The 17,222-nt window shown below is 35.7% G+C and carries 21 protein-coding genes and 1 pseudogene; 13 read left to right on the top strand and 9 right to left on the bottom strand.

The window, feature by feature from the left end:
• Positions 1-3: 3 nt before the first annotated feature.
• The 8 genes from H5J24_RS25140 to trpS all read left to right on the top strand — a co-directional run bounded on the left by H5J24_RS25140 (position 4) and on the right by trpS (position 4,908).
• Positions 4-384: a TraR/DksA family transcriptional regulator gene (locus H5J24_RS25140; protein ID WP_045501318.1), complete on the top strand. Its 381-nt coding sequence runs from the start codon at positions 4-6 to the stop codon at positions 382-384.
• 78 nt (positions 385-462) lie between these two features.
• On the top strand, positions 463-708 hold the full coding sequence (locus H5J24_RS25135; protein ID WP_068939252.1) for a DUF6576 domain-containing protein: 246 nt from the start codon (positions 463-465) through the stop codon (positions 706-708).
• 18 nt (positions 709-726) lie between these two features.
• The gene (locus H5J24_RS25130) at positions 727-921 is read left to right on the top strand and encodes a DUF2683 family protein (protein WP_068939251.1); all 195 of its coding nucleotides are present in this window, start codon (positions 727-729) and stop codon (positions 919-921) included.
• Complete coding sequence (locus tag H5J24_RS25125) at positions 921-1,562, top strand: lipoprotein signal peptidase (RefSeq protein ID WP_045501324.1); 642 nt, start codon at positions 921-923, stop codon at positions 1,560-1,562. The genes H5J24_RS25130 and H5J24_RS25125 overlap by 1 nt, the downstream gene beginning before the upstream one ends.
• Positions 1,563-1,576: 14 nt before the next feature.
• Positions 1,577-2,221 (top strand): SanA/YdcF family protein, encoded by a 645-nt coding sequence (locus tag H5J24_RS25120; protein ID WP_068939250.1) that lies wholly within the window; start codon positions 1,577-1,579, stop codon positions 2,219-2,221.
• A gap of 27 nt (positions 2,222-2,248) precedes the next feature.
• A complete protein-coding gene (locus H5J24_RS25115) occupies positions 2,249-2,959 on the top strand; it encodes a hypothetical protein (RefSeq protein WP_068939245.1) in 711 nt (236 codons plus the stop codon).
• Position 2,960: 1 nt separating this feature from the next.
• On the top strand, positions 2,961-3,818 hold the full coding sequence (locus H5J24_RS25110; RefSeq protein ID WP_068939387.1) for a hypothetical protein: 858 nt from the start codon (positions 2,961-2,963) through the stop codon (positions 3,816-3,818).
• Positions 3,819-3,939: 121 nt separating this feature from the next.
• On the top strand, positions 3,940-4,908 hold the full coding sequence (trpS, locus tag H5J24_RS25105) for a tryptophan--tRNA ligase (protein WP_068939243.1): 969 nt from the start codon (positions 3,940-3,942) through the stop codon (positions 4,906-4,908).
• 57 nt (positions 4,909-4,965) lie between these two features.
• Here trpS and H5J24_RS25100 read toward each other — a convergent pair whose 3' ends face one another.
• The 9 genes from H5J24_RS25100 to H5J24_RS25060 all read right to left on the bottom strand — a co-directional run bounded on the left by H5J24_RS25100 (position 4,966) and on the right by H5J24_RS25060 (position 12,777).
• On the bottom strand, positions 4,966-6,252 hold the full coding sequence (locus tag H5J24_RS25100; protein ID WP_068939241.1) for a sensor histidine kinase: 1,287 nt from the start codon (positions 6,250-6,252) through the stop codon (positions 4,966-4,968).
• Positions 6,252-6,923 carry a response regulator transcription factor gene (locus H5J24_RS25095; protein WP_068939239.1) on the bottom strand — a complete coding sequence of 224 codons (672 nt, stop codon included), beginning with the start codon at positions 6,921-6,923 and terminating at the stop codon, positions 6,252-6,254. Before H5J24_RS25095 ends, H5J24_RS25100 begins: the two co-directional genes overlap by 1 nt.
• A gap of 192 nt (positions 6,924-7,115) precedes the next feature.
• Positions 7,116-7,322 carry a PepSY-like domain-containing protein gene (locus H5J24_RS25090; RefSeq protein ID WP_068939235.1) on the bottom strand — a complete coding sequence of 69 codons (207 nt, stop codon included), beginning with the start codon at positions 7,320-7,322 and terminating at the stop codon, positions 7,116-7,118.
• Positions 7,323-7,356: 34 nt separating this feature from the next.
• Complete coding sequence (locus H5J24_RS25085) at positions 7,357-7,806, bottom strand: PepSY-like domain-containing protein (RefSeq protein ID WP_068939385.1); 450 nt, start codon at positions 7,804-7,806, stop codon at positions 7,357-7,359.
• 242 nt (positions 7,807-8,048) lie between these two features.
• Positions 8,049-8,744, bottom strand: a complete 696-nt coding sequence (locus tag H5J24_RS25080) for a YjjG family noncanonical pyrimidine nucleotidase (protein WP_068939233.1) — start codon at positions 8,742-8,744, stop codon at positions 8,049-8,051.
• A 203-nt stretch (positions 8,745-8,947) separates the two neighbouring features.
• Positions 8,948-9,538 carry an RNA polymerase sigma factor gene (locus H5J24_RS25075; RefSeq protein ID WP_068939383.1) on the bottom strand — a complete coding sequence of 197 codons (591 nt, stop codon included), beginning with the start codon at positions 9,536-9,538 and terminating at the stop codon, positions 8,948-8,950.
• Positions 9,539-9,733: 195 nt separating this feature from the next.
• Positions 9,734-10,225: a hypothetical protein gene (locus H5J24_RS25070; RefSeq protein ID WP_068939232.1), complete on the bottom strand. Its 492-nt coding sequence runs from the start codon at positions 10,223-10,225 to the stop codon at positions 9,734-9,736.
• Between the two features lie 84 nt (positions 10,226-10,309).
• Positions 10,310-11,590 (bottom strand): methionine adenosyltransferase, encoded by a 1,281-nt coding sequence (gene metK / locus H5J24_RS25065; RefSeq protein ID WP_068939229.1) that lies wholly within the window; start codon positions 11,588-11,590, stop codon positions 10,310-10,312.
• A 236-nt stretch (positions 11,591-11,826) separates the two neighbouring features.
• A complete protein-coding gene (locus H5J24_RS25060) occupies positions 11,827-12,777 on the bottom strand; it encodes a LysR substrate-binding domain-containing protein (protein WP_068939227.1) in 951 nt (316 codons plus the stop codon).
• Positions 12,778-12,910: 133 nt separating this feature from the next.
• On the opposite strand from H5J24_RS25060, the gene H5J24_RS25055 reads away from it, so the two are divergent.
• The 5 genes and pseudogenes from H5J24_RS25055 (at position 12,911) to H5J24_RS25035 (ending at position 17,220) form a co-directional block, all read left to right on the top strand.
• The gene (locus H5J24_RS25055) at positions 12,911-14,398 is read left to right on the top strand and encodes a catalase (protein ID WP_068939225.1); all 1,488 of its coding nucleotides are present in this window, start codon (positions 12,911-12,913) and stop codon (positions 14,396-14,398) included.
• Between the two features lie 104 nt (positions 14,399-14,502).
• Positions 14,503-15,270, top strand: a complete 768-nt coding sequence (locus H5J24_RS25050) for an enoyl-CoA hydratase/isomerase family protein (RefSeq protein WP_068939223.1) — start codon at positions 14,503-14,505, stop codon at positions 15,268-15,270.
• Between the two features lie 51 nt (positions 15,271-15,321).
• Complete coding sequence (locus H5J24_RS25045; RefSeq protein WP_068939220.1) at positions 15,322-15,744, top strand: deoxycytidylate deaminase; 423 nt, start codon at positions 15,322-15,324, stop codon at positions 15,742-15,744.
• Positions 15,745-15,750: 6 nt separating this feature from the next.
• Positions 15,751-16,666 (top strand): annotated as a pseudogene (gene xerD, locus H5J24_RS25040) (site-specific tyrosine recombinase XerD).
• A 41-nt stretch (positions 16,667-16,707) separates the two neighbouring features.
• Entirely contained in the window at positions 16,708-17,220 is a 513-nt protein-coding gene (locus H5J24_RS25035) for an NUDIX hydrolase (RefSeq protein ID WP_068939216.1), read from the top strand.
• The last annotated feature ends 2 nt before the right edge of the window (positions 17,221-17,222 follow it).

The following is a 17,222-nucleotide window of genomic DNA, read 5'->3' as shown; positions in this document are numbered from 1 at the left end:
AATATGTCAGACGAAAGAGTTAGATACAGCGATGCTGATTTACAGGAATTTAGAGCGATCATAAAAGAAAAAATAGAAAAGGCGGAGAAAGATCTTCAGCTCATCAGAGAAAGTTTCATCAATGACCAGAATAACGGGACTGATGATACTTCACCTACCTTCAAAGCATTTGAGGAAGGTGCTGAGACTTTAAGCAAAGAGCAGAACTCTATTCTTGCAGGAAGACAGGAAAAATTCGTCCGTGATCTGAAGAATGCTTTAATCAGAATCGAAAACAAGACTTACGGTGTTTGTAGAGTAACAGGAAAACTGATTCCTAAGGAAAGACTTTTAGCCGTTCCTCATGCTACTCTAAGCATCGAAGCGAAAAACATGCAGAAATAGCCGTAAGGTTTGTAAAATAATATTGGGTTTATATAGTATCTCCGGATACTTTATAAACCTAATTTTTAATGTATACCCATGAGCGAAGTTTTAATTTTGGTAATCATTGTGGCAGGAACATTGGCTTTTTTTAATAGGGAATGGATCAGAAACAGATTTTCTCCCAAAAAGCACACCTACTACACCATTGATGATCAGTTTAATTCTGATAAACGCGAACGGGAGAAAGAAATAGATAAACTTTTGAGTAAGATGGGCAAAAACGGAATCAATGACCTTTCAGAAAAAGACCGGAAAAGACTTGACGAGTTGTCCAAAATGTAAAAATTTAAATACTAAGAAATGGAATCAATCATAGTACATCCAAAAAATGCAATGGAACTTAGCGCACTGAAAGGTGTTTTGAAAGAAATGAACATTAAGTTTGAGAAAGCTCATGTGAAAAGTTCATATAACGGACAAAAAGTGGTTAAGAAAGCAAGCGATAATAAAAACGTAAGGCCTGCTTCAAAACCTTCAAAACCTAAAGGAGAGTAATGAAAAAGATCTTAGCTATCACCTTTTTGGTATTATTGATAGACCAGGCTTCAAAAATTTACATTAAAACTCATTTTGAGCTGAATGAGAGCATTCCTGTTATAGAAGGTTTCTTCAATAAAACCTTTGTTGAAAACCCAGGAATGGCTTATGGCTTTCATTTTGGCGGAATTATTGGAAAATATTTCCTTGTGATCCTAAGAATCTTTCTGATTGGAGGAATGGTTTACATGTTTAAAAAATGGTTGAAAGAAGGAGCTTCCAACTATCTTTTAGTTCCAATGGCCATTATTTTCGCTGGAGCTATCGGAAACCTTATTGATGGAATGTTCTACGGAATGATCTTCGACAGCGGAACGGTTTATGATGCCAGCACCGACCGATGGATTGGGTATGGCGGAGTTTCAAAATTTGTTCCTTTTGGGCAAGGCTATTCCACTTTTATGAAAGGTTGTGTGGTAGATATGCTTCACTTCCCGGTAGTAGATTGGTATGTGCCAGACAGCTGGCCTATCATTGGAGGAAAACATATTGAATTCTTTAAATATATTTTCAATGTTGCCGATTCAGCCATTACTGTAGGAGCAGCTTTCCTTTTAATCTTCAGAAAAAAAGCTTTCCCGAACGGACTTGAATTCTAACAGATGTATTTCGAATGAGAAAAACAATCAAAAATATTTTAAAATCTTTCCTGCTTCTTCTGGTTGCAGGAATTATTTTTATTGCCTGGGCAAATTACAGCATTAAAAAGGAAAGTGCTGCTTCTGTATCTTATAATATTGCTGATGTACCGACAGCAAAAACAGCCTTACTACTTGGAACCGGAAAAACTTTAAGCAACGGAATGCCGAATGCTTATTTCTATAACAGAATCAAGGCAGCTACCGATCTGTATAAAAGCGGAAAGGTTCAATACATCATCGTAAGTGGTGATAACAGCAGCAAAGATTATAATGAACCTGAAGATATGCAGATTGCACTGATACAACAAGGTATTCCACAGAACAAAATTTTCCTTGATCATGCAGGTTTTCGAACTTTAGATTCTGTGGTAAGAGCTAAGGATATTTTCGGACAGACCCAACTTACGATTATCTCTCAGAAGTTCCACAACGAAAGAGCAGTCTTTCTTGCTCAGAAAAATGGAATACAAGCCTTTGGGTATAATGCAGAAGATGTAAACAAATATGCAGGGTTAAAGACCAATTTAAGAGAGTATCTTGCGAAAGCTAAAGTATATTGGGATTTAATTTTAGGAGTGGAGCCGAAATTTGGTGGGGAAAAGATTATTATTCCTTAGTATTAAAAACAAATACAATCATAAAAAATGAGTGTCTTCACCTATCATTTAGTAAAAACAGATTACCTTTCTGCACTCAGAATCCTTTTTTCTTCACCAAATTCAAGAAATATCCCAGGGTTAATTCACGCAGAAATTATGACGGTGATGACGCTAGGCTCTCCTATTTTTTCACCCTCTCGAATGTTGATAAGACAAATCGCTGTATTCGCACAATGGGAAAGTGAAAATGATATCGAAAATTTTTTAGCTAAAGACAGTTTAGGAAAAATTTTATCTAAAGGCTGGCACACAAGATTAACTTTTATGAGAAAATGGGGGAAATTCAACAAGTTTGAAATTCCTGATGAAACCGCAGAATTTGAAAATCCGGATTCGCCAGTCGTTGCAGTCACCATTGCCAGAATGAAATTTTTACAAATCCCCAGATTTATTCATTGGGGAAGACCGGTTGAAAAATTGGTTCGGGACCATCCGGCAACGACCTTGTCTTTGGCTTCCATCAAATTCCCTAATACCGTTTCCACTTTTTCAATTTGGAAAAATCAAAAAGAAATGACTGATATGGTTCATGGACACAGCAAAGTTCCAAAACCAGAAAGGCACACCGCCGCAATGAAAGAAAGAGATCGAAAAGATTTTCATTTCGAATTTACAACGTTGCGCTTTAAACCTATTTCAGAATTTGGGGAATGGAATGGGCAACGCAACATTATTCCAAATCTCAAAAACAACTAAAATGAGATTTGCTCCAATACAGAACTTCCAGGATTGGCTGACTCAACAATGGGTAATTCTGCGCGGAAGAAAAATTAAGCCTGAAGATTCTCTCTGGTTGATGGGGCCTTTTGGTAATTTGAATCCAATGAGTAAAGATTTTATTCATCAATTTGCAGAAAAAGAAAATTTAATTGTGGATGAAGGCTCAGAAGCAAGAGGTATTATTCCTTCAATGTTAAAGCTTAACTTATCTGAAACTGAATTCTCAAATTTATCCAAAAATGTGATTGACTTCTATGAAAACACCTCCAATCACACCTTAAATTTTTCTATAGAATGGAATCCCTATTTTAAGTTTTTTGGAATTTTAATTAATAAATTATTCAGTAATAGAATTAATCAACTGAACATTCCTACAGAAAACATTCACAGCTCAGAATCTCTAAAAAGCGAAATCATCAACCTCATCGACCCAAAGACTAATGAAATAAAATACACGTTTTGGTTTCGTTCTGTTGAATCGAATGGACAAGTTATCTATTCCGGAGTTTACGGCATCAGCAATTTGCCATCAGGAAAAACTTGCGTAAAGGCTGTATTTCCTTTACCCAATGGGAATGCAACCGTATTGATGACTCCTAGTGTTGGTAAAAATGGAGAACTGATTTTAGATTCTTCAGGAAAAAAATTTGGTGATGCTGGCTTTTATTTTTTACTTAAAGATTCTAAAGGTGAGTATTGGTCACAATTTATACGTCCTTTTCGTGATTGTCTGATTATTGGTTCCGAAAATGATATTATATCAGCAGAACAGACTTTAACCCTATGGCATTTCAAGGTTCTTACTTTTATCTATAAAATTGAATTAAAAAATTAAGTTTATTGATCCAGCATTTTTCATTAAAGAAAAGAGTAGGAATCGAATACGATAACGCAATTAGAAGGTAATTTTGCGTAAATTTGTAATTCATTAATTTTTAAATATAAATTTTAAACAAATGTCAAGAATTCTTACCGGCATTCAAGCCACCGGAACACCCCATCTTGGAAATTTATTAGGGGCTATTATTCCTGCGATTGAACTTTCTAAGCAGGAAGGAAATGAATCATTTTTATTTATTGCGAATCTTCATACGCTTACACAGATTAAGGATGCGCAGACTTTAAGACAGAATACCTACGAGATTGCTGCGGCTTGGCTTGCTTGTGGATTAGATACCGAAAAAACATTTTTCTACAGACAAAGTGATATCGCTGAAACCTGTGAACTATCTTGGCATTTATCATGTTTTTTTCCTTATCAAAGATTAACATTAGCGCATTCATTTAAGGATAAGGCTGACAGACTTCAGGATGTAAATGCAGGTTTGTTTACCTACCCTATTTTGATGGCTGCTGATATTTTATTATACGATGCAGAAATTGTTCCTGTTGGGAAAGATCAGCTTCAGCATTTGGAAATCGCAAGAGATGTAGCTTCAAGGTTTAATAACCAAATGGGTGAAGTTTTTGTATTGCCACAATCTGAACTTCAGGAAGACACAAAATATGTTCCGGGAACAGATGGGCAGAAAATGTCTAAATCAAGAGGAAACATTATCAATATCTTCTTACCTGAAAAGGAATTAAAGAAACAGGTGATGAGTATTGAATCTGATTCTAAGTCCTTAGAAGAGCCTAAAGACCCGGAAACTGATAAGACATTCCAGATTTATGAACTGATTGCAACTCCTGAGCAGACTGAAGAATTAAGAGCTAAATATTTGGCAGGTAACTTCGGATACGGCCATGCTAAAAAAGAGCTTTTAGACCTTATCTTAGTTCGTTTTGAGAAAGAAAGAGAAGTGTTCAATTATTATATGAACAACCTTGATGAACTGGAGGCTAAACTTCAAGAAGGGGCAGCGAAAACAAGACCTGTTGCTCTGGAAACGCTTAAAAGAGTAAGAACAAGCTTAGGATATTAATTCTAAACTTTATCTATAAGAAATCGGCTGGCTCAGAATTGAGCCAGCCGATTATTTTTATGATATTTTATTTTTAGTAAGAATGAAATAATGCATTTGATCTTCAAACTCATAAGTAATATCCCAACCTGAATACTGTTTGATGATCGTCTTAATAATAGATAATCCTAAACCTGTAGAGGCGTGGTCTGAGCTCTGTTTATAAAAACGGTTAAAAATTCTGGATTTATCTAATGCTTCCTTCATCCCGCTATTTTGGAAGATGATTCTGTTGTTCTCAATAAAAATATTTAAAGTTCCTTCTTCATTGTTGTATTTCACAGCATTTTTAAGAAGATTAGACAAAAGAATATCTGCAAGATCCTGGTTAAATTCTGCTTTAAATATTCCCTTCTCAATAACATTGACTTCTACATTTTTAAAGGCAATAAAATCTTCATAATTCTGCACAAGATTATTAATCATTGTATTAAAGTCAACTTCTGACAATGCATTAAACTGGCTGTTCTCAATCTTGGAAAGCATTAGCAAGGATTTATTCAAACCTACCATCCTTCTCAGATCATTTTTAACTTCCGTGAGAAAGGTCAGATTCTTTTTATCAAGGTTTTCATTCTGAATCAGAAGGTCAATTTTATTAATAACAATCGCGAGCGGTGTCTGAAGTTCATGAGAAGCATTTTCAATAAACTGCTTTTGCTGGTAGAAAACAAGCTCATTACGATCGATCATCTCGTTGATTTCTACATTCAGTTCCTCAAACTCTTTGATGGAATAATTCTGCTCTTCCTGAGAAAAAGGAATCCCAAACTGGTATTTCTTCAATTTATTTAGGATCTGATAGAATGGCCGCATTGCCTTATTCAAAAGATAGCTATTAACTGCAACAATACTTACCACCAAAAGAATATAAAGAACGATTAAAGCTGTTGTAAGGTCATAAATCAGCTCATCTTCTTCCACCGTGGAAGTCCTGATCACAAGTCTCTGATGATTTTTATACTGATCGATGAAATCCGCCTCCAATACACGATAGGGCTGGTCTTTATCATCATACTCCATATAATACATCTTGTTATAGAGCCTGCTTTTGTTTTGATATTCTCCGGCTGTAATAGGTATGACCTTAAACTCGTTAAAACCAAAATCATTATTCTTCAGTAGCTGCGGATTAAGATATACCGCCTTGATGATCTGTATCTTCCTATCCTTTAGTCCGTCATCTACATTATCATGTACTTCATCCAGAATATAGGCATAAAATAACCCAGCCCAAACCGCTATAATCAGCAGCAGGATCATGATAAGGTATTTTATCGTATAATATTTTAGGGAAACCTTCATCAGACGAATTTATATCCTATCCCGTAAACCGCCTGAAAATCAGCTTCTGCATTGAGTGTTTTCAGTTTTTTACGAAGATTTTTAATTTGTGAGTAAATAAAATCAAGACTGTCTGCCTGATCGATATAATCTCCCCAGATAGCCTCTGCAAGAGTGGTTTTCTGCAACGTTTTTTCCGGATGAATAACAAAGTAGTATAAAAGATCATATTCTTTACGGTTAAGCACCAGTTCTTCGTTTCCTACCTTAACATTTCTGTTTTCCGGATCAATACAGATGTTTTTATACCTGATGATATTCTCACCATCCTGGTTTTTCCTTCTGATCACAGACCTTATCCTAGCCATCAGTTCTGCAAGGTGAAAAGGTTTTGCCAGATAATCATCTGCTCCTATTTCCAGTCCGGTCACTTTATCATCCACAGAGTCTTTAGCAGAAAGAATGATCACCGGATCTTTTTTATGCATCTTTTTAATTTCACGCAAGAGATCTATCCCATTTCCGTCAGGCAGCATAATATCCAGAAGAATGCAGTCATATTCATAGGAAATAATCTTTTCCAGCCCGGAACTGTAATTTTCTGCATATTCTACAATAAACTGCTCTGCTTCCAAAAATTTCTGCACAGTATCCCTTAGGTCCGGTTCATCTTCTACTATTAAAATCTTCATAGGCTCTTCTGCTTGGATAACTTCTATCAAATATAGGAAATTACTGAATAACACGGAGAAAGTCTAGGAACTGAGGGTTAATTAATATCCAAACATTGTTAGAATAAGGACCAGTTGATAAATGATGCAAAGTATATCAATGATGTATACATACCCCTTATTCCCTTCTCTCCAGCTTTTCTTCATCAATCATTAATTCGTTTTTATGTAACGTCCATCTGCATCAAAAATAAGGCATAAGCCATTCATCAGATGAATTTTATAAGCATTATATTTTTTCTCAATAGAATCAACCACACTACATGGATGATGCTTTGTCATAAAAGACACAATACTCTTTCTAATCTTAGCGGAAGAAGTTTTTCTTCCATCACTGTTTATTAAATTCCAGTTTACCATAACCTTAAAATTTTATTGTTAATCTTAAATAAGTTTAGTCATCAATTTTTTTAAAATTCCCGTTTCGATCGAACTCCAGTTCTAATCCGTTGGAAAGCTCTGCTTTATAAGACCATCTCTTCTTTTCTACCTTTACGATATATGTATTCGGGAAGTTTCTGCTGCTGTAGTTTTTAATAGAAGCAGGAATGAAACCGTAAGGAATCTTTTGGTGATTGCCATCTACTTCTTTCCAATTTCCGTTGCTATCAAATTCGGCTTTCATTCCATTATTGAAATACACTTTATATTCATCAACCCCATAAATTTCTCTATCTTCAATAGCAGATGAAACCGGAATGCCTTTAAAATGGCCTGCAAGAAAAGTTTTAGCGGTCTTAGGTAAATGATTAGGATTAATCGCTCTGTCCTGTGCTGAAATTAAACCTCCAATTAATAAGAAGATTAACATAAATACTCCTGTGATTTTCTTTACATTTTTCATAATATTAAATTTTTCTGTCATTATTATGGAGCAAAGTTCCAAATCAATTTAGGAAAGAATTGGGAAAAACTTAATTTGTAGAAAATCAGGATGTAAAATAAAGTTTGTGGATAATGTTGTATCATTTTTATCCACAGATTAGCAGATGCCTATTCTTCTGCATTATCTGAATATTTTTAAACAAAAAAGCCATTAAGATGAACTTAATGGCTCTCATATGAGACTAAATAGTCTTACAAATTTTATAAGTATTCCTTAATCTGTTGAAGATGGGTAATAGCTTTTAATCCGTCCGCTTTTTTATCCTCTTTGTATACATCAAAGAAGATAGCATCCATTCCGAAATCTCTTCCTCCCAGAGCATCAGCAATCCAGTCATCACCAATCATGATACTTTCTTCTTTCTTCGCTTCAGAAAGCCCAAGGGAGTATTCAAAAATCTTTGGATTTGGCTTCCTTACTCCTACAGCATCTGCGCTGGTGATGGTTTCAAAATAAGGGGCAATACCGGAAAGGGTGCATTTTCTTTCGGTTACCTCCTGAAAGCCGTTAGAAATAATATGAAGTTTATAGTTCTTCGACTTCAAATATTCAAGGACATCTTCTGCCCCTTCTACCAATTCATTATGACTTACAATATTATCCAGAAAATTCTCTTCAAAATAAAGCGAAAGTTCTTTATTATCTACTCCAAAATGCATGAAGGAGTCATAAAAACGGTGTTCTCTCAAATACTCTTTGCCTATAATCCCATCTCTGATCTTTTCCCATAATTCTTCGTTGATATCATGGTAGACAGCATGAAACTCTTCAAAGTCGATATTATACTTCGAATGGATTTCCTGTTTTTCGAAAAGTTCTTTGATGGCCAGATAGGCATTTCTGCGATGATCCCAGAGTGTATTGTCCAGGTCAAAAAAAACGTGCTGCATTTTCATACAGCACAAAGTTAATAATTTTAATTTTTTGTAATAGGATAATTCTTGCTCTTGCTTTTCACAATTTCAAGGCTTTTAGAAAAATTGAGCAGAAAATCAATGGTTTGTTTTTTAGGTTTCAAAGTTTTCACTTTTAAGGAGTCATTTTTTTTCATAAGCGTAATATGTTTTCCTTAAAAACGTGAAATTTTACAAAATATTATCTATCTGGTTAATATTATGTTATTTTCATCCATGATTTTTCTCAGGTTGATCAGCGCATATCTTACTCTGCCTAATGTGGTGTTAATACTCATATCAGTATGATCGGCGATTTCCTTAAAACTTAATCCGTCAAAAAACCTTAATTTAATGACTTCCTGCTGATTTAATGGAAGAAATTGCAGCATTCTCAACAGATCTTCTTGAATCTGATTGGTCACCAGCTGATCTTCAATATTCTCAGAAGGTTCTCTGATCAGGTCAAAAATAGAATATTCATCCGTTTCAAAAGTTGTTTCTGAAACTTTGATATTCTTTGCTTTTGCTCTGAAATGATCAATGATAAGGTTGTGTGAGATTCTTTTGGCCCAAAGGATAAATTTACCCTCTTCGTTGTAACGTCCTTCTTTTAGCATTACAATGATTTTCATGAATGTATCCTGAAAAATATCATTGGCTAAATCTTCATCATTTATTTTGTAAAAAATGAATGTAAACAGTTCTCTCTGATGGCGGTGAATAAGGGTTGATAATGCGCCCTCGTCACCTTTCTGGTAAAGCGAAATTAGTAAACTATCCGATTTTGATTTCATAACTCTTCTCAATATAATGTTTGCAGCCCAGCTATCGCCCAGATACAAGATCCAGTTTTTGCTGTATATACAAAGCAGTTCTTCAGAGTAGAGTCTCTTCGATAGGCGGTACAATTATATTATGACGTAAATATAATAATTTTTTAATAACTGTTAAGCAATTATTAAATTTTCGCTATAAAAATTTAAAAAAAATCATTTAAACATGTCATGAATGAATACAGTAGGGATATTTAATGTAAAATTAATATTCAACCCTTTCATTTCTTTTCCGTTTAATCGGGCATCTCCGATAGGGAAAGCATAGCCTCCGGTAAGATCAAGCATTCCAAATAAGGTAACCCCTATTTTGGGAGCAATATATTTGTTGGTCCCTTCTGCTCCCATTAACAAATAGTAAGAGTGATAGAAATCCACATTCTTCTCAAAATTAAGTAAAACGTCTGCCTGCAGCTTAGGCATAATAGCAAATTTTGAGTCTGCTACGCCCATTAAGGCAGAACCACCCAATCTGTAAATTACATCATCATTTTTAAGAAAAAGCAGCTTTCCGCCCACTTCCCCAAAGCTTTGGTTCTGATAGGTATATCCTACACTGATCATTTTATGCATGGTATATTGGGCTTTCACCAATGTACTCAGTAAAAACAGGGATAGAATGGCAACTGCAGTTCGAAAATTCATCATCTTTCAATTTATTAAGGTGTAAAATTAAAAAAAACTGCCTTACCGGAAGGCAAAGCAGTTCATAATATTTAGTCAGAGAAAAAATTAAATACCAAAAGCGGCTTTAATTTCGTCTACTTTATCTAGTTTTTCCCAAGTAAAGAACTCAAGACCTTCCAACGTAAGCTCATTTTTGTGACCTTTGTTGAATGTTTTATCAGCTACATAGTGCTCTTTACCCATGTGTCCGTAAGAAGCTGTTTCCTGATAAATAGGGTTTCTTAATTTTAAGTTCTGCTCAATAGCGTAAGGTCTTAAATCAAAGATTGTAGACACTTTTTTAGCGATTTCTCCATCGTGAAGATCAACTTTAGCCGTTCCGTAAGTATTAATGTATAAACCACATGGTTCAGCTACTCCGATTGCGTAAGAAACCTGTACTAAAACTTCATCAGCAACACCAGCTGCTACAAGATTTTTAGCAATGTGTCTTGTTGCATAAGCAGCACTTCTGTCTACTTTTGAAGGATCTTTTCCAGAGAAAGCACCACCACCGTGAGCTCCTTTACCACCGTAAGTATCAACGATGATTTTTCTACCTGTAAGACCTGTATCTCCGTGAGGACCACCGATTACGAATTTACCTGTAGGATTGATGTGATATTTGATCTGATCGTTGAATAGAGCTTTGATCTCCTCAGTCTGCTGAGCAACAACTCTAGGAACAAGGATGTTCTTGATATCTTCACGGATTTTGTTCAGCATTTCTTCTTCTGTTCCGAAGTCATCATGTTGGGTAGAAACCACAATAGAATCAATTCTGATTGGTTTGTGATCATCAGAATACTCAATCGTTACCTGGCTTTTTGCATCAGGACGTAAATAAGCAATCTCTTTATTTTCTCTTCTGATGGCAGAAAGTTCTTTAAGGATTGTGTGTGCAAGATCCAAAGCAAGAGGCATATAGTTAGCCGTCTCATTGGTAGCATAACCAAACATCATCCCCTGGTCACCAGCTCCCTGAGCATTTGCTTTAGCTTCGAAAGACTCATCATTTACCGCTCTGTCAACACCCTGGTTGATATCCGGAGACTGCTCATGGATTGCAGAGATTACTCCACAAGAATCTCCATTGAACATATATTCACCTTTTGTATACCCTATTCCGTTGATTACTTCTCTGGCAATCGTCTGAACATCAAGGTAAGCATCAGATTTTACTTCTCCTGCCAATACCACCTGTCCGGTAGTTACAAGAGTTTCACATGCTACTTTTGAATTTTTATCGTATGCTAAGAAATGATCGATTAATGCATCGGAAATTTGGTCGGCAATTTTATCCGGATGTCCTTCTGAAACTGATTCAGATGTAAATAAATAAGACATATTATTCTTTGTTTTTTAGATTAAAAAATAACTATGAAGAAAAATAAGAATAACAATTGCCCAGAAAAAAGAATACTGTTTTAGCATTTTTTTATAGAGGTTGCAATCAGGTCAAATTTTTCCTCGTTCGTAAACGTCAGCAAATTTAAGCACTATTTTCGTAATACTCAAAATTTTTGTTTACTAATTATAATTTTCTTTAAATTAATGATTTATATCACTGTAAAGCCTCTTGATTATTGAGGCTTTATGCTTACAAATTCTTTCGGACTTTCGTGATAATTCAGTTTAAGTTCCAAAGAATTTTTGATAGAATGCGATAATTCGTCAATAATCTTTTGCTTAAAAGTCGGCTTATAATAAATGATGCTGATCTCTCTGTATGGGAAAGGCTTTTTGAATCTGAACACATTTTGCTTCTGTTCTTCAGAAAGCTGGCTTAATGCTAATTCAGGAAGAATACTGATTCCCCCTACTTTATCTACCATATGTACCAAAGTCTGGATATTAGACGCCAAGAAATCTAAGTTTTTAGGTTTCAAAGTATTTTCTTTCAGATGGCAGATATTTTCAAACTGATTTCTCAAACAGTTTCCTTCTTCAAGCAACCATACCTTCTCTACATTCAGTTCTTCTGGAATAATGTAAGAATTTTTTTTGTTTGCTTCTGTATTGGAGCTGTAGATCATTAATTCCTCATTGAATAAGAAATCCTGGTAAAACTCATCCGCAGTATCATAAGGAGTAGAGATAATTCCCGCATCCAGTTCTCCTGCTTTTAAAGCTTTAATAATATTATCCGTAGTCATTTCCTTTACATTCATCTGAATCTTTGGATTCGCCTCAAGGAATTTGAAGATCTCAGTAGGTAAAATAAATGATGATACGGTAGGAATAATTCCGAGATTAATGGTTCCTCCTAAAATGTTATTCAACAGGTTAGCTTTGTTTTTCAACTCATTGACAGATTCTATAATCACCTTCGCCTGATCGATGATCTGAAGACCTACATCTGTGGTACGGATCGGGTGTGTAGTTCTGTCGAAAACCTTCACATCCAATTCATCTTCAAATTTCTGTATCATGGCACTTAAGGTAGGCTGGGTAATGAAGCATGCCTGAGCTGCTTTACCAAAATGTTTATACTTATCAACCGCGATAAGATACTCCAATTGTTGAATGTTCATTTGATTAATATTATCTATTACAAAGATATAACGTTTTTGTTATTAGCAATTAAAAATTCAAGTAAATTTGATAATTAGTACCTTTACACTTCGATTTAGAAAATACGAAAATAACTATTCAAATCATCAACATATGGATTCTAAAAAATTAACGTTAAGCAACGGTGCACCTTATTTTGAGCATCAGGATTCCCAGACGGTAGGACCAAGAGGCCCGGTATTGCTGCAAGATTTTGTTCTTCAGGAGAATCTTGCACACTTCGTTAGGGAAAGGATCCCTGAAAGAATTGTACATGCTAAAGGAAGCGGAGCATACGGAACTTTTACAGTAACACATGACATTAGCCAATACACCAAGGCTAAATTATTCTCAAAAGTAGGAAACTCCTGCAGAATGTTTGCCCGTTTTTCTACAGTGGGTGGCGAAAAAGGAAGTGCAGATACGGCAAGAGACCCTAGAGGATTTGCCTTAAAATTTTATACTGAAGACGGAAACTGGGATCTTGTAGGAAATAATACTCCAGTATTCTTTATTAAGGATGCTAAAAAATTCCCGGATTTTATTCACACCCAAAAAAGACTCCCAAAAACCAATTTAAAAAGCGCTACCATGATGTGGGACTTCTGGAGCTTAAACCCAGAATCACTTCATCAGGTTCTTATATTAATGTCAGACAGAGGAACTCCTTATGGCTACAGACATATGCATGGCTTCGGATCTCATACTTTCTCCATGATTAATGATCAAAATGAAAGAGTATGGGTAAAATTCCACTTCAAAACAAAACAGGGAGTGAAAAACTTTACCGATGAAGATGCTGTAAAAATGGCAGGGGAAAACCCGGACTTTGCGCAGGAAGACCTTTGCAATGCTATCGAAAATGGAGACTTCCCGAAATGGACCATGTATATTCAGGTAATGACCGAAGAGCAAGCAAAAGATTTCAGATGGAACCCTTTTGATGTAACAAAAGTTTGGTTCCACGATGATTTCCCACTGATTGAAGTAGGAGAAATGGAGCTTAATGAAGTTCCTGTCAATTATTTTGCCCATGTTGAGCAATCTACATTCTCACCAAGCAGTCTTATCAACGGAATCAGTTTTTCTCCAGACAAAATGCTTCAGGGAAGATTATTCTCTTACCCGGATGCCCACCGATACAGAGTGGGAGTAAACTCACATCAATTGGAAGTAAACAGATGTCCTTTTGCCATTAACAATTACCAAAGAGACGGTTATATGGCCGATTCCAGCCAATATCAGGATAAGCCGAATTACCACCCTAATAGTTTTGATGATATCCAACCGGATGTCTCTTACAAAAACTATGAATATGAATTAGATAGCGCTCATGTTGCCAATTACAACAGAAATGATAACGACAGCGATCACTATACTCAACCTGGGCTTCTTTATTCCAAAGCCATGAATGCTGAAGACAGAAATAATCTAATTCAAAATATTGTAGGCAGCATGAAGGGAATCACCGGACCTAAAAGAGAGGAGATTATCAACAGACAATTATGTCACTTTTTCCGTGCCAATATTGAGCTTGGCATGAAAGTAGCTTCACAACTAAATATAAATATTGATGCAAATATGATGAATCATTCAAAATAATCATATTGAACAATAAATTAAAAAAAGGAAAAAAAAATAATATTTTTTCCTTTTTTTTGCAAAAAATTCATAATTTGCAAGGGATGATATTTTAAAGTGGAAAAATGAGTTACGAAAATATATTATTAAAAAAGGAAGATAAATTATCTATCATTACAATAAACAGACCTGAGAGTTTAAATGCATTGAATGCAAAGACTATTCAGGAGATCAGCACTGCTTTAGATGAGCTTAATTCTGATACTTCCTGCAGGGTAATTATCCTTACAGGCAGTGGAGAAAAATCATTTGTAGCTGGAGCTGACATCAAGGAATTCAGCGACTTCGGACAGGAAAAAGCTGAGGAACTTGCAAAAAACGGACAAAATTTTTTGTTCAACAAAATTGAAAATCTATCCAAACCTGTGATTGCTGCGATAAACGGTTTTGCATTAGGAGGAGGATTAGAGCTTGCCATGGCATGCCATATCAGATATGCATCGGAAAACGCCAGATTAGGGCTTCCTGAAGTAACACTGGGATTAATTCCTGGATACGGAGGAACTCAAAGGCTTCCCAAACTTGTCGGAAAAGGTATTGCTAACGAAATGATCTTCTCTGCCAAAATGATCCCTGCTCAAAAAGCAAAAGAGATCGGACTGGTAAATGAAGTATACCCTATTGAAGAATTATTAACCAAAACGAAAGAATTAGCGAACACTATTGCCCATAATTCACCAATGGCAATATCCAAGGCTATAAACGCCGTAAATTTATCTGATACGGAGAAAGGTTTTGAAACTGAAATTAAATATTTCGGAGAACTTTTCGAAATGGCAGATAAGAAAGAAGGAGTGACTGCTTTCCTAGAGAAAAGAAAGCCGAACTTCTAATCTTTCAAAAGATTTTAATCCAAATTATTTCGAAAAAACTAATGCTGCGGTATGAATAAGTTTGATAAAGCTTATCTAAAAATGGCTCAGGAATGGGCGCAACTCTCCTACTGTAAGAGAAAACAGGTAGGAGCTCTTATCGTAAAAGATAGGATGATTATTTCAGATGGTTACAACGGGACTCCTATGGGATTCGAAAACTGCTGTGAAGATGGAGAAGGTAAAACGCACTGGTATGTATTGCATGCAGAAGCCAACGCTATTTTAAAGCTGGCGGCTTCTACCCAATCAGCAAAAGGAGCAACGTTATATTTAACATTGTCGCCTTGCAAGGAATGCAGTAAACTAATCCTGCAGGCAGGTATTGCAAGACTGGTGTATATTAATGAGTATTCGGATGACGATGGGATATCGTTTTTAAGAGGCCATAACATTGAAATAGAACAAATATCGGACTGTGAACTAAAAAAATAAGCACAAATGACTTGGGATGAAAAGATCAAAGATTTTGAAATATTTCTTCGCTTCGAAAGAAATTTTTCAGACAACACGCTCGACGCCTATGTTCGAGACATTAAAAAACTAAAAGATTACGCAGAAGAAGATCTGGAAAACGTCGGTCCAGATTCTATCGGTTACGAAAACCTGCAGGAATACATTTTCAATCTTTCTAAACAGAAATTCAGTGAGAGATCACAGGCAAGGTGGATATCTTCCATCAAAGCCTTCTTCAAATTTCTACTGGAAGATGAATATCGTGAAGACAATCCTGCGGCGTTACTTGAAGGTCCTAAACTGGGACTATATCTGCCGGACACGTTAAGCCTGCCAGATATTAATAAAATCATTGCTGCCATTGAGGTCAATACAGATCTTGGAAAAAGAAACCAGTGTATCATTGAGGTACTTTATGGTTGTGGACTCCGTGTGTCTGAACTTATTGATCTTAAGATCTCCAATATTAACTTTAAAGAACAATATATTAAGGTAAACGGAAAGGGAAATAAAACCCGTTTTGTGCCTTTAGCTGATTATACAGCTGAACTTCTGGAAAGTTATATCAAAGAGGTACGTTCAAAAGGAAAAATCAATAAGAAATATGAAGATACTCTGTTTTTGAACAGCCAGTGGTACTTCCATGTCAAGAGTTATCGTATTCCTTATTATTAAAGAACTTACGGATAAAGCAGGAGTGAACAAGAAAATTTCTCCTCACACCTTCAGACATTCTTTTGCAACACATTTGCTGCAGAATGGAGCAGATCTCCGTTATATTCAGGAAATGCTGGGACACTCCAGCATTACTACCACTGAGATTTACACTCACCTGAAAACAGAAGAACTAAGGGATGTTATCTTAAGTTATCACCCGAGAAACATTAATATCGCTCAGTGATGCTAAAGGTCTTTTGACCTTTGAAGAATAATTATAGACAGATGAAAGTATTGAAATATTGCCCAAGCTGTGGCAAAGAGACCTTACATTGGGATGGTGAAAAGAAATGGAGCTGTCCCGAATGTGGTTTTACACTGTATAACAATGTAGCAGGCGCAGTAGCGGTTGTGATCAGATGTGGTGACGAAATTTATCTTACCCGAAGAAACAGAGACCCTAAAAGAGGGAAATTGGATCTGGCCGGAGGTTTCGTTGACCCTAAAGAAAGTGCAGAGGAAACCTGTAAAAGAGAGCTTTTTGAAGAACTTCAGCTTGATATCAATATTTCTAATCTGAAATACCTTACCAGCCTTCCGAACGTCTATCAGTATAAAGAAATTGATTACAATACCATTGATCTCTTTTATGAATATACTGTTTCGGAGAAGTTTGAGGCAAATCTTGAACTTTCAGAGATCTCTGAAGCGGTATGGATTCCTTTACAGGAACTGAGCCTTGATGAGATTGCATTTGATTCTCAGAAGAGATTCTTTGAGGATTACCTGAAGAAATAATT

Origin of the sequence: Chryseobacterium capnotolerans (assembly GCF_021278965.1) — a bacterium.
Taxonomy (GTDB): Bacteria; Bacteroidota; Bacteroidia; order Flavobacteriales; family Weeksellaceae; genus Chryseobacterium; species Chryseobacterium capnotolerans.
Note: the sequence above shows the minus strand (reverse complement) of the source record. Positions and strands in the feature narration are given on the sequence as shown.

What these genes read in the sequence shown, in the direction of transcription:
- H5J24_RS25140 (WP_045501318.1), top strand. Translation starts at nt 4, where the DNA reads ATGTCAGACGAAAGAGTTAGATACAGCGATGCTGATTTACAGGAATTT.
- H5J24_RS25135 (WP_068939252.1), top strand. Translation starts at nt 463, where the DNA reads ATGAGCGAAGTTTTAATTTTGGTAATCATTGTGGCAGGAACATTGGCT.
- H5J24_RS25130 (WP_068939251.1), top strand. Translation starts at nt 727, where the DNA reads ATGGAATCAATCATAGTACATCCAAAAAATGCAATGGAACTTAGCGCA.
- H5J24_RS25125 (WP_045501324.1), top strand. Translation starts at nt 921, where the DNA reads ATGAAAAAGATCTTAGCTATCACCTTTTTGGTATTATTGATAGACCAG.
- H5J24_RS25120 (WP_068939250.1), top strand. Translation starts at nt 1,577, where the DNA reads ATGAGAAAAACAATCAAAAATATTTTAAAATCTTTCCTGCTTCTTCTG.
- H5J24_RS25115 (WP_068939245.1), top strand. Translation starts at nt 2,249, where the DNA reads ATGAGTGTCTTCACCTATCATTTAGTAAAAACAGATTACCTTTCTGCA.
- H5J24_RS25110 (WP_068939387.1), top strand. Translation starts at nt 2,961, where the DNA reads ATGAGATTTGCTCCAATACAGAACTTCCAGGATTGGCTGACTCAACAA.
- trpS (WP_068939243.1), top strand. Translation starts at nt 3,940, where the DNA reads ATGTCAAGAATTCTTACCGGCATTCAAGCCACCGGAACACCCCATCTT.
- H5J24_RS25100 (WP_068939241.1), bottom strand. Translation starts at nt 6,252, where the DNA reads ATGAAGGTTTCCCTAAAATATTATACGATAAAATACCTTATCATGATC.
- H5J24_RS25095 (WP_068939239.1), bottom strand. Translation starts at nt 6,923, where the DNA reads ATGAAGATTTTAATAGTAGAAGATGAACCGGACCTAAGGGATACTGTG.
- H5J24_RS25090 (WP_068939235.1), bottom strand. Translation starts at nt 7,322, where the DNA reads ATGGTAAACTGGAATTTAATAAACAGTGATGGAAGAAAAACTTCTTCC.
- H5J24_RS25085 (WP_068939385.1), bottom strand. Translation starts at nt 7,806, where the DNA reads ATGAAAAATGTAAAGAAAATCACAGGAGTATTTATGTTAATCTTCTTA.
- H5J24_RS25080 (WP_068939233.1), bottom strand. Translation starts at nt 8,744, where the DNA reads ATGAAAATGCAGCACGTTTTTTTTGACCTGGACAATACACTCTGGGAT.
- H5J24_RS25075 (WP_068939383.1), bottom strand. Translation starts at nt 9,538, where the DNA reads ATGAAATCAAAATCGGATAGTTTACTAATTTCGCTTTACCAGAAAGGT.
- H5J24_RS25070 (WP_068939232.1), bottom strand. Translation starts at nt 10,225, where the DNA reads ATGATGAATTTTCGAACTGCAGTTGCCATTCTATCCCTGTTTTTACTG.
- metK (WP_068939229.1), bottom strand. Translation starts at nt 11,590, where the DNA reads ATGTCTTATTTATTTACATCTGAATCAGTTTCAGAAGGACATCCGGAT.
- H5J24_RS25060 (WP_068939227.1), bottom strand. Translation starts at nt 12,777, where the DNA reads ATGAACATTCAACAATTGGAGTATCTTATCGCGGTTGATAAGTATAAA.
- H5J24_RS25055 (WP_068939225.1), top strand. Translation starts at nt 12,911, where the DNA reads ATGGATTCTAAAAAATTAACGTTAAGCAACGGTGCACCTTATTTTGAG.
- H5J24_RS25050 (WP_068939223.1), top strand. Translation starts at nt 14,503, where the DNA reads ATGAGTTACGAAAATATATTATTAAAAAAGGAAGATAAATTATCTATC.
- H5J24_RS25045 (WP_068939220.1), top strand. Translation starts at nt 15,322, where the DNA reads ATGAATAAGTTTGATAAAGCTTATCTAAAAATGGCTCAGGAATGGGCG.
- H5J24_RS25035 (WP_068939216.1), top strand. Translation starts at nt 16,708, where the DNA reads ATGAAAGTATTGAAATATTGCCCAAGCTGTGGCAAAGAGACCTTACAT.